Source organism: Pseudomonas sp. FP1762, from assembly GCF_030687105.1.
Lineage (GTDB): Bacteria > Pseudomonadota > Gammaproteobacteria > Pseudomonadales > Pseudomonadaceae > Aquipseudomonas > Aquipseudomonas siliginis.
Genome location: NZ_CP117458.1, coordinates 1,546,492 through 1,558,071 on the forward strand (window position 1 = coordinate 1,546,492; position 11,580 = coordinate 1,558,071).

At 60.6% G+C, this 11,580-nt stretch carries 7 protein-coding genes; 6 read left to right on the forward strand and 1 reads right to left on the reverse strand.

Features of this window, described 5'->3' with window-relative positions:
* The first annotated feature begins 60 nt into the window (after positions 1-60).
* The 5 genes from aceK to PSH90_RS06820 all read left to right on the forward strand — a co-directional run bounded on the left by aceK (position 61) and on the right by PSH90_RS06820 (position 8,523).
* Complete coding sequence (gene aceK / locus PSH90_RS06800) at positions 61-1,782, forward strand: bifunctional isocitrate dehydrogenase kinase/phosphatase (RefSeq protein WP_305382410.1); 1,722 nt, start codon at positions 61-63, stop codon at positions 1,780-1,782.
* A 274-nt stretch (positions 1,783-2,056) separates the two neighbouring features.
* Positions 2,057-5,968 carry an ATP-dependent RNA helicase HrpA gene (hrpA, locus tag PSH90_RS06805; RefSeq protein WP_305382411.1) on the forward strand — a complete coding sequence of 1,304 codons (3,912 nt, stop codon included), beginning with the start codon at positions 2,057-2,059 and terminating at the stop codon, positions 5,966-5,968.
* 453 nt (positions 5,969-6,421) lie between these two features.
* Positions 6,422-7,543 carry a beta-ketoacyl-ACP synthase III gene (locus PSH90_RS06810; RefSeq protein ID WP_150636564.1) on the forward strand — a complete coding sequence of 374 codons (1,122 nt, stop codon included), beginning with the start codon at positions 6,422-6,424 and terminating at the stop codon, positions 7,541-7,543.
* 135 nt (positions 7,544-7,678) lie between these two features.
* Complete coding sequence (locus tag PSH90_RS06815) at positions 7,679-8,290, forward strand: RNA polymerase sigma factor (protein ID WP_252885529.1); 612 nt, start codon at positions 7,679-7,681, stop codon at positions 8,288-8,290.
* Complete coding sequence (locus tag PSH90_RS06820; RefSeq protein ID WP_236167956.1) at positions 8,284-8,523, forward strand: anti-sigma factor; 240 nt, start codon at positions 8,284-8,286, stop codon at positions 8,521-8,523. The genes PSH90_RS06815 and PSH90_RS06820 overlap by 7 nt, the downstream gene beginning before the upstream one ends.
* A gap of 264 nt (positions 8,524-8,787) precedes the next feature.
* Here the strand turns inward: PSH90_RS06820 and PSH90_RS06825 are convergent, their stop codons facing one another.
* Positions 8,788-10,110, reverse strand: a complete 1,323-nt coding sequence (locus PSH90_RS06825) for a putative porin (RefSeq protein WP_305382412.1) — start codon at positions 10,108-10,110, stop codon at positions 8,788-8,790.
* 280 nt (positions 10,111-10,390) lie between these two features.
* Here PSH90_RS06825 and PSH90_RS06830 point away from each other — a divergent pair, with 280 nt between their 5' ends.
* The gene (locus PSH90_RS06830; protein ID WP_305382413.1) at positions 10,391-11,515 is read left to right on the forward strand and encodes a GNAT family N-acetyltransferase; all 1,125 of its coding nucleotides are present in this window, start codon (positions 10,391-10,393) and stop codon (positions 11,513-11,515) included.
* Positions 11,516-11,580 lie beyond the last annotated feature (65 nt).

Genomic DNA, 11,580 nt, shown 5'->3' on the forward strand with positions numbered 1-11,580 from the left:
TCCTGCGAGCGCTTCCGTGACTAAGCTCAGACCAACCGAATTCCCGCCGAGGTTTCATTTATGTCGCAGCAATGGCCAGCCACCGAGATCGCCCGGATGATCCTCGCCGGCTTCGACGATTACCGCGAGCATTTCCGCCGCATCACCGATGGCGCGCGGGAGCGCTTCGAACAGGCGCGCTGGCAGGAGGCGCAGGCCGCGTCGGCGGCGCGGATCAGTCTGTATGAGGAAAAGGTCGGCGAAACCGTCGCTCGCCTGCGCGAGTATTTCGACGAAGAGACCCTGATGAACGTCAACTGCTGGCCGCTGGTGAAAAGCGCCTATATCAGTGTCATCGACCTGCGCTTCGACGATGAGCTGTCCGAAACCTGGTACAACTCGATTTTCTGCGGGCTGTTCAGCCACGACCTGATCAGCGACGGCTGCATGTTCATCCACACCACGCGTCCTAGCCTGCGCCGTGCCCGCGCCGCGCAAACCCGTACGTACAAGCCGCAGGGCCAGTTGTCCGGGATGCTCGCCAGCATCTTCGCCGATTACCGCTTCAGCGAGGATTACGCTGATTTGCCCGGCGACTTGCTGCGGCTCGAAGCGCAATTGCGCGAGAACCTGCCGGACTGGGTGTGCAAGGACCCGGAACTGAGTGTCGAGCTGTTTTCCTCGGTGCTCTACCGCAACAAGGGCGCGTATCTGGTCGGACGCATCTACACCCGCGACGAGCAATGGCCGCTGGTGATTCCGCTGTTGCACCGCGAAGGCCGGGGCATTCAGATCGATGCATTGATCACCGACGAAGCCGATGTGTCGATCATCTTTTCTTTTACCCGTTCGTATTTCATGGTCGATGTCCCGGTGCCGGCGGAGTTCATCGGATTTCTGCGGCGCATCCTGCCGGGCAAGCACATCGCCGAGCTGTACACCTCGATCGGCTTCTACAAGCACGGCAAGTCGGAGTTTTACCGCGCGCTGATCAATCACCTGGCCAACACTGACGACCAGTTCATCATGGCCCCGGGCGTGCGCGGCATGGTCATGAGCGTGTTCACTTTGCCGGGTTTCAACACCGTGTTCAAAATCATCAAGGACCGTTTCTCACCGTCGAAGAACGTCGACCGCGCCACGGTGATCGAAAAATATCGACTGGTGAAAAGCGTCGATCGGGTTGGGCGTATGGCCGATACCCAGGAGTTTGCTGATTTTCGCTTTCCGCTGAGCAAGTTCGATCCGGCGTGCCTCGAAGAACTGCTTGAGGTGGCGCCGTCGACGGTTTCGGTCGAAGGCGAAACCGTGCTGATCCGCCACTGCTGGACCGAACGCCGGATGACCCCGCTCAACCTGTATCTGGAAAATGCCAACGACGCCCAGGTACGTGAAGCGCTTGAGGATTACGGCCTGGCGATCAAGCAGCTGGCGGCGGCGAATATTTTTCCCGGGGATATGCTGCTGAAGAACTTCGGCGTCACTCGACACGGCCGGGTGGTGTTCTACGACTACGACGAAATCTGCTTCCTGACCGAAGCCAACTTCCGCCACATCCCGGCACCGCGCACGCCGGAGGATGAAATGGCCTCTGAGCCGTGGTACTCGATCGGCCCGCTGGACGTGTTTCCCGAAGAGTTTCCACCGTTCCTGTTTGCCGATGCCGGACAGCGCAAGCTGTTCGATCAGTTGCATGGCGAGTTGTACAACGCCGATTACTGGAAGGGCTTGCAGGAGGCGATTCGGGCGGGGAAGGTGATAGACGTCTTCCCATATCGGCGCAAGGGCCTCGACAACGAGTAGCTCTTTTAAAAGCCCCTCACCCCAAGCCCTCTCCCAGAGGGAGAGGGAGCTGACCGAGGTGTCTTGGGTCAAACGCCGACCTGAAAGAGCTCGGCGATTATGGATTCGGCAAAGCTCTTTCAGGTCGATGTACCTTTGAAGCATCCCCCAATCGGTCCCCTCTCCCTTTGGGAGAGGGCTAGGGTGAGGGTCGCAATCCCCCTGACACGCCACAACCCCCCCAAATCTGCGACAATCCGCCCCTGCATAAATAGACGACCGAATTGCCTACCCGATGACCGACGAATCGCCCTCCATCGACAAACTGCTGAAAAACCTCGATCACGCCATGCTCGCCGACCGTCACCGGCTGCGGCGGCAGTTGCTTGAACTGCGCAAGAAACCCGACGAGGCCAAACTGGCCCAGTGGGTGACGCGCATGCAGGCGTCCTGTGATCAGGTACTGGCGCGTCGCGCGAGCCTGCCGGTGATTCGTTACGACGACAGTTTGCCGATCGCGGCCAAGCGCGACGAAATCAAAAAGGCCCTGGAGCAACATCAGGTGCTGATCATCGCTGGCGAAACCGGTTCGGGTAAAACCACCCAGTTGCCGAAAATCTGCCTTGAAATCGGTCGTGGCCAGCACGGTCTGATCGGCCATACCCAGCCGCGTCGGATCGCCGCGCGCAGTGTCGCCAGTCGCGTCGCCGAAGAACTCGGCACGCCGCTTGGAGCGCTGGTCGGCTATCAGGTGCGCTTCGAGGATCAGAGCGATGCCAACACCCTGATCAAGCTAATGACCGACGGTATTCTGCTGGCGGAAACCCAGAACGACCGTTATCTGGAACGCTACGACACGATCATCGTCGACGAAGCCCACGAACGCAGCCTCAACATCGATTTCCTCCTCGGTTACCTGAAAACCCTGCTGCCACGCCGTCCCGACCTGAAGGTCATCATCACGTCGGCGACCATCGATCTGGAGCGCTTCTCCAAGCACTTCGATGACGCGCCGATCGTCGAAGTGTCGGGGCGTACTTTCCCGGTGGAAACCTGGTACCGGCCGCTGACGCTTGAGCAGGACGAGGAGGGCAACCGGGTCGAGGATGACCTGACCGTCGATCAGGCGATTCTCGCCACCCTCGACGAAATCGCCGCCTACGAGCGCAGCGAACGGCGCAGCCCCGGCGATGTGCTGGTGTTCCTGCCCGGCGAGCGCGAGATTCGCGATGCTGCCGACATGCTGCGCAAGGCCCAGCTCAAGCACACTGAAATCCTGCCGCTGTACGCGCGCCTGTCGCCGGCTGAACAGCAGCGCATCTTCCAGTCGCACCCGGGCCGTCGTGTGGTGCTGGCGACCAACGTCGCCGAAACCTCGTTGACCGTACCGGGCATTCGCTATGTGATCGACAGCGGCACCGCGCGCATCAGTCGCTACAGCTATCGGGCCAAGGTGCAGCGCTTGCCGATCGAAGCGATTTCCCAGGCCAGCGCCAATCAGCGTAAAGGTCGTTGCGGGCGGGTCGAGCCGGGCATCTGCGTGCGTTTGTACAGCGAAGAGGATTTCCTCGGCCGCCCGGAATTTACCGATCCGGAAATTCTGCGCACCAACCTCGCCGCCGTTATTTTGCAGATGCTCCATCTGCGCCTCGGCGAAATCACCGCGTTCCCGTTTATCGAACCGCCGGACGGCAAGGCGATCAGCGACGGTTTCAACCTGCTGCAAGAGCTTTCGGCAGTGGATCGCAACAGTCAGCTGACGCCACTCGGTCGACAATTGGCGCGCTTGCCGGTCGACCCGCGCATGGGCCGCATGCTCCTGGAAGCGGCCAGGCTTGGCAGTCTGCAGGAAGTGCTGATCGTCGCCAGCGCCATGTCGATTCAGGACCCGCGCGAGCGTCCACCGGAGCGTCAGCAAGCGGCGGATCAGGCCCATGCGCAATGGAAGGATCCGGATTCGGACTTCGCCGGGCTGGTCAATCTGTGGCGTGGTTTCGAAGAGCAACGTCAGGCGCTGACCGCCAACCCGCTGCGCAACTGGTGCCGGAAGAATTTCCTCAATTACCTGCGCTTGCGCGAGTGGCGTGATTCTCACCGTCAGTTGAGCCTGATCTGCCGCGACATGCAGCTGAGTCTGAACAAAGAGCCGGCGGATTATCCGAAGCTGCACAAAGCGGTACTGGTCGGCTTGCTCAGCCAGATTGGCCAGAAAACCGAAGACGGCGATTACCTCGGCGCGCGGCAACGGCGCTTCTGGATTCATCCGTCGTCGGGCATCGGCAAGAAGCGTCCGCAGTGGCTGATGACTGCTGAGCTGGTCGAAACCACCAAACTCTACGCGCGCATGGTCGCCAAGATCGATGCCGACTGGATCGAGCCGCTGGCCGGGCACCTGATCAAGAAGAATCACTTCGAGCCGCATTGGGAGAAGAAGCGCGGTCAGGTCGTAGCCTATGAGCAGATCACCCTGTTCGGCCTGATCGTGGTCGGTCGCCGCCCGGTGCATTACGGCCCGGTCGATCCGGTGGTGTCGCGTGAGCTGTTTATCCGCGAAGGCCTGGTGCGCGGCGAGATTCAGTCGCGGGCCAAGTGCCTGAGCGCCAATCAGAAACTGCTCGAACAGCTCGACGAACTGGAAGCCAAGGCTCGCCGTCGCGACATTCTCGCCGACGAAGAAACCTTGTACGCCTTCTACGATGCACGTCTGCCGGCGGAGATCCACCAGACCGCGACCTTCGACAGTTGGTACAAGGTCAACAGCCAGAAAGACCCGCAGCTGCTGATCATGCGCGAAGAAGACGTGCTGGCCCGCGAGGCCAGTGAAGTCACCGCCCGTGATTACCCGGACACCCTGCACATCGGCGATCTGGAACTGGCGCTGACCTACCATTTCGAACCCAATCACCCGCGCGACGGCGTGACCTTGCGCGTGCCGGCGCCGTTGCTGCCGATGTTGCCGCCGGAGCGTCTGGAATGGCTGGTGCCGGGGCTGATTGAGGCCAAGTGCATTGCTCTGGTGCGCAACCTGCCGAAAGCCCTGCGCAAGAACTTCGTGCCAGTGCCGGACTTCATCAAGGCCGCGTTGCAGCGCATGACTTTCGCCGGAGGTTCGCTGCCGCAAGCGCTCGGTCGCGAGCTGCTGCGCATGACCGGCGCGCGGGTCAGTGATGAGGCGTGGGCGGAAGCGGCGCAGCAGGTTGAAAGCCATCTGCGCATGAACCTGGAAATTGTCGATGGCGAGGGCAAGTTCCTTGGCGAAGGCCGCGATCTGGCTGAGCTGACCGCACGCTTCGCCGAAGCCAGCCAGGCCGCGCTGGCGGTGCCGCAGAGTGCGAAAAGTCAGCAACCGGTCGAGGCAAAAGTCTTTGCCCCGGTGGCGGAAAAGACCCAGCAGAAGATCGCCGGGCTGTCGATGACGGTGTACCCGGCGCTGGTGGAAGAGGGCGGCGCGGTCAAGGAAGGGCGCTTCTCGACCCCGGCCGAAGCCGAGTTCCAGCATCGTCGGGCCTTGCAGCGTTTGTTGATGCAGCAACTGGCCGAGCCGGCGAAATTCCTCCGGGGCAAGTTGCCGGGGCAGACTGAACTGGGCTTGCTGTATCGCGAACTGGGCCGCGTCGATGCGCTGGTCGAAGACATTCTGCTGGCCAGCCTCGACAGCTGCATTCTCGAAGGTGAAGACCCGTTGCCCCGCGATGGCGCCGGATTGGCGGCATTGGCCGAACGCAAACGCGGCAACTGGACCGAGCACGCCGAGCGTGTCGCGCGGCTGACGCTGGAAATCCTCAAGATCTGGCACGGTCTGCAAAAACGCTTCAAGGGCAAGATCGATCTGGCGCAAGCGGTGGCATTGAACGACATCAAGCAGCAGATCGGCAATCTGGTCTATCCGTGTTTCGTCCGCGAGACGCCGATGCAGTGGCTCAAAGAGTTGCCGCGTTACCTGAAAGCGGTCGAGCAGCGTTTCGAGAAGCTCGGTGCGCAGGTGCAGAAGGATCGCGTCTGGAGTGGCGAACTCGCTGGCCTGTGGGCGCAATACCAGACCCGCGCGGCCAAGCATGCGCAGGAAGGCAAGCGTGATCCGCAGCTGGAGTTGTACCGCTGGTGGCTGGAGGAATACCGCGTGTCGTTGTTCGCGCAACAGTTGGGGACGAAAGTGCCGATCTCCGACAAGCGCCTGAGCAAACAGTGGAGCCAAGTCGAGCCCTGACCTGCAGCCATACACAATCCCCCTGTGGAAGCGGTCTTTGTGGCGAGGGGATTTATCCCCGTTGGGTGGCGAAGCCGCCCCAAAACCTGCAACCTCGGTTCATCGATCGTTCCCATGCTCTGCGTGGGAATGCCTCTGGGGACGCTACGCGTCCAGTGACGCGGAGCGTCACGGGCTGCATTCCCACGCGGAGCGCGGGAACGATCATCAAAAGATCGCAGCCTTCGGCAGCTCCTGCAGGGATCGAGTTGAGCAGGAGAAAGGCGCCAAAACCTCGGGTTTATGGCAAACTTCGCCACCATAACCCGCCGTTTCGCGACCCAGAGCCTTCGGCGGTGTCGCGCTGCGGAATAAAACGATGCCAGGTTTGCGTCCCCCGGATGGGAATAGACCCTTTGCGTGTTGGTACGACGGTTCCAGCACTTTCTGCCTGAACAGATTAGAGAAACGACCATGCATAATGTCGTCATCAGCGGCACCGGCCTGTACACACCGGCCAACAGCATCTCCAACGAAGAGCTGGTGCAGTCTTTCAATACCTATGTCGCCCAGTTCAACGCCGATAACGCCGAGGCCATTGCCAGCGGTGAAGTCCAGGCCCTGACCGAATCCAGCGCTGCGTTCATCGAAAAAGCCTCGGGCATCAAGAGCCGCTTTGTCATGGACAAGGACGGCATCCTCGATCCGCAACGCATGGCCCCGCGTCTGCCCGAGCGCTCCAACGACGAATGGTCGGTGCTCTGCCAGATGGCCGTTGGCGCAGCCGAGCAAGCCTTGCAGCGAGCCGGCAAAACCGCAGCCGACATCGACGGCGTGATCGTCGCCTGCTCCAACCTGCAACGCGCTTACCCGGCCATCGCCATCGAAGTCCAGGAAGCGTTGGGCATCGAAGGTTTTGGTTTCGACATGAACGTGGCGTGTTCTTCCGCCACCTTCGGCATCCAGGCCGCCGCCAACAGCGTGCAACTGGGCCAGGCGCGGGCGATCCTGATGGTCAACCCGGAGGTCTGCACCGGGCACCTGAACTTCCGTGATCGCGACAGCCATTTCATCTTCGGCGATGCCGCGACTGCGGTGATCATCGAGCGCGCGGATCTGGCGACCTCCCCGTACCAGTTCGACGTGGTCAGCACCAAATTGCTGACCAAGTTCTCCAACAACATCCGCAACAACTTCGGCTTCCTCAACCGCGCGGCAGAAGAGGGCATCGGTTCCCGCGACAAGCTGTTCGTGCAGGAAGGCCGCAAGGTGTTCAAGGATGTCTGCCCGATGGTCGCCGAGCTGATTGGCGAGCACCTGGAAGAGAACCAGCTCAACGTTGGCGACGTGAAGCGTTTCTGGCTGCACCAGGCCAACCTGAGTATGAACCACTTGATCGTGCGCAAGCTGCTCGGCCGCGAAGCTACCGAAGAAGAAGCTCCGGTGATTCTCGACAGCTACGCCAACACCAGCTCGGCCGGTTCTGTCATTGCTTTCCATAAATATCAGGATGATCTGGCCTCGGGTTCGCTGGCGGTGCTCAGCTCCTTCGGTGCCGGTTATTCGATCGGTAGCGTGTTGCTGCGCAAGCGCTGAAACAGGTTAATTTCCCCTTAATCGCGTCGATCTTTCCTACATCCGAAGCGATTGAAACGCTGTAATTTTTCGGACGTCGCGGCAGGTGCACACCTGCCGCGTTCATTTTCGAAGTCCGGACAAGGGGATTGATGGATGGCGGCTGACGACACCCAACTGCTCACGCGCCTGCTGGCGGGGGAGCAAAAGGCTTTCAAGGAATTGGTCACCACGTATCAGAGCGCCATGCGCGCTGTGGCTTACGCGATTGTCGGCCAGCGTCATGTCGAGGAAGTGGTGCAGGATGCCTGGCTGTCGGTGGTGCGTCATCTGGCCAGCTTCGAAGGCCGTTCCAGCCTCAAGACCTGGTTGCTGACCATCACCGCCAATTCGGCGAAGAATCGCTACAAGCTCAATCGCCGGGAAGTCCTGCTCGACGACCTGCCATCGCCCCACGGCACCATCGGTGACGATCGCTTCTCTTCCAGCGATGGCCACTGGCTGGTCGCGCCGTTCGCCTGGCACCAGGACACCCCCGAAGCGCTACTCACCGAAAACGAACTGCGCGAATGCCTCGAGCACACCTTGCTGAGTCTGTCCGAGTTGCAGAGCAGTGTCCTGCTGTTGCGCGAACGCCAGGGCCTGGAGCTGGAAGATATCTGTAATCTTCTGGAGATCTCGCTCTCCAATGTCCGCGTGCTGCTGCACCGGGCACGCTTGAAGGTCTTTGCGACCGTGGAACATTTTGAGGAGACAGGAGAATGTTGACCTGCAAGGAGCAAGTGGCACGATCCAGCGATTATCTCGACGGCCAACTGAGCTTTCGCGAGACGCTGATGGTGCGTCATCACCTGTTGTTCTGCCCCAACTGCCGGCGCTTCATGCGGCAGATGCGCGTGATGCAGGCAACCCTGAAGGCGATGCCGGACAAACCGGACGAGAACGTCGATGCCTTGGCCGAACGCCTGGCCGAGCAACGACGAAAAGACAACCCCCTGTAGGAGCTGTCGAGTGAAACGAGGCTGCGATCTTTTGATCTTGTTTTCAGTATCAAGATCAAAAGATCGCAGCCTTCGGCAGCTCCTACAGGGGTTTTTGCATCCTGCAGAAATAACCCGGTGCGGGTGAAACGAACGGATGATGGGGATCGTCCCGCCCGCTCCGGAGTGAGGCAGCTTCAAGCTTCAAGCCTCAAGCTGCAAGTAAAGGCATTCACTCGCAGCTCTTGGCTTGTAGCTTGTAGCTTGTAGCTTGCAGCTGCCGTTTTAGAACTTCGCTTCAGCATCCAGCTGCAGGGTGTTGGCGTCTGCATCGCGCTGGCTGCGGCTGGCGAAGTCGGCCTTGGTCAGGAAGTACGTGGCGCCGACGGCGAAGTTCTTGTCGATGTCGTAACCGACCTTGAACTTGTGCCCGCGCGAACCGGTGGTGCCGTTGGCGAAGTCGGAGTCGGTGAAGGCGCCGACCACGGCATTGCGCTGCACGTCGCGATAGTTGTAGTCGAGGTTGAAGCCGAAGACTTTCGACTTGGCGCCGAGCAACCATGCGGTGTCCTGATCGGTCACGGCATCGTTGTTCTTCACGTACTGGCCGTAGAACGACAGCGGCATTGGCAGGCCGCCGATGTCGATCTGGCTGAACCCTTCATACAGACGGAATTCGTTGTTCGCCGAGTTGCCGTTGACTGCCAGCGCGCACGGCGTCGAGGTGCCGGTGCAGCGGCTGTCTTCGTCGTTCTGGTAGGCGTAGACACTGCCGCCGACGGTCATTTTCAGGTTGTCGGTGATGTTGAAGCGGCTGCCCAACTGGCCAGCGGTCAGGCGCAGGTCGTGGCGGAATTGCACGCCGTCGCCGTCAACGTTGTCCTTGAGGTTGTAGTTACCCAGGCTGCCGAACAATTCGGCGCTGCCGCCCAATGGATACTTGTAGGTAACGGCCAGACCTTCCGGGTTGATATCGCTGTCCCAGATCACGTCGCCCATGCTCACCCACGGTTGCAGCATCTTGCCGCCGATCACGTGCAGGTTCTTGATCTGATCAGGGTGATAGTCGATGTAGCCGAGGTCGAGCCAGATCTGCTTCTTGTCGAAGTAGTTGTCCTGATCCTGGTTGGTCGAACGCGCGTCGTCACCGCCGCCAGTGGCGATGCGGATACCGGTGTCGACTTGCGGGTTGATCTCGGTGTAGGCGCCCAGACGCGCACGGATGCGCTGGCGATCCTTGTCGCGGCCGCCGTTGTTCGGCTCGCCGTCGATCTTGATGGTTTCCTGGCGGATACGTACGTCGCCCTTGAGCTGGGTCTTCGCCGCCCAAGCCAGTTTCTGGTCGAACAGGCTCTGTTCGTTGGTCTTCTTCGCGACCGCCGCCACTTGTTCGTTGGTTTCCTGCTGCGCCTGTTGGGCGATTTGCTGAGCCTTCTGATCCTTGGCCAGTTCTGTTTGCAGCTCGATGTACTGCGCCTGGGAAATCGACCCGTTGGCCTTGAGCATGTCGAGCAGTTTGGCGTCGACTGCAGCACTGGCCGGAACGCTCATGGCCAGCAACAAGCCGCCGCACAGGGCCGCTGCAGTTTTCGTGGAAGCAAGACGCATAGCAATCTCCGAAGATGAAGGGGATGGCTGAACCATCCTGGGCACAACCGGCTGAAGGCCGGAAAACTGTGTCCGGGTTAGAACCCGGCGCTCTAAAAACAGGCGCCAGTATCGCGATGGTTTATGACAGAGCGGTGGCACAGTGATGGCAGGTTGATGACGATGCGTATCAGGCGTGAACTATCGAGTTAGAGCGCTGTCGGCCGATTGAGCGTGTGCAACCGGGTCGCGATCAGCGATACTCGGCGGGCTTTGTCGCCAAGCTGTGGAGTGCCAGTGAATGCCGTTGCAACGCCTGCAAGACCTGTCAGAAATCGCCCCGGCAAGCTGGGATGCGCTGGTGCCGGACAACCAGCCGTTCCTGCGCCACGCCTTTCTCAGTGCGCTGGAAGACAGCGGCAGTGTCGGCCCGCATTCGGGCTGGCAGCCCGAACATTTACTGCACATCGAAGATGATCGACTGATCGCCGCACTGCCCAGTTATCGCAAGTGGCATTCCTACGGCGAGTACGTCTTCGATCACGGCTGGGCCGATGCCTGCGCGCGTGCCGGCATCGATTACTACCCCAAACTCCTGACTGCTGTGCCCTTCAGCCCGGTCAGCGGTCCGCGCTTGCTGGCGGCGAAGGTCGAGGACGGTTTCGAACTGCTGAAAAGCCTGCCGGGCTATCTGCAGATCGAAGAACTGTCCAGCGCGCACATCAATTTCACTGATCCGTTTACCGATGCGGCGATGGCCGAGCAACCGGGCTGGCTGCAGCGCATCGGCTGTCAATATCACTGGCAGAACCATGGTTACCGCGACTTTCAGGACTTCCTCGACGCCCTCAGTTCGCGAAAGCGCAAGCAGATGCGCAAGGAACGCGAGCAGGTGGCGGGGCAGGGCTTCGAGTTCGAGTGGCTGGAGGGGCGTGAGCTGGACGAGGCACAGTGGGATTTCGTGTACGCCTGCTATGCCAACACCTACGCGGTGCGGCGTCAGGCGCCGTACCTGACGCGCGAGTTCTTCAGCCTGCTGGCCGAACGTATGCCCGAAGCGATTCGCGTGGTCTTGGCCAAACAGGGCTCCCGGCCGGTGGCGATGGCGTTCAGCCTGGTCGGTGGCGACAGTTTCTACGGGCGTTATTGGGGCTGCCTGGCCGAGTTTGATCGGCTGCATTTCGAGACGTGTTTTTATCAGGGCATGGATTACGCGATTGCCCATGGCATCCAGCGTTTCGATGCCGGGGCGCAGGGCGAGCACAAGTTGATTCGCGGCTTCGAACCGGTGATCACCCATTCCTGGCATTACCTGCGCCATCCGGGGTTGAAAGCAGCGGTGAAGGATTTCCTGCAACAGGAACGCGCCGGCATCCTCGCCTATGCCGAAGAAGCGAAAACCGCCTTGCCCTATCGCCAAGCATAGATCCCTGTGGGAGCGAGCCTGCTCGCGAAAGCGTCGGGTCAGTTGACGAATTTGTCGCTGATCCA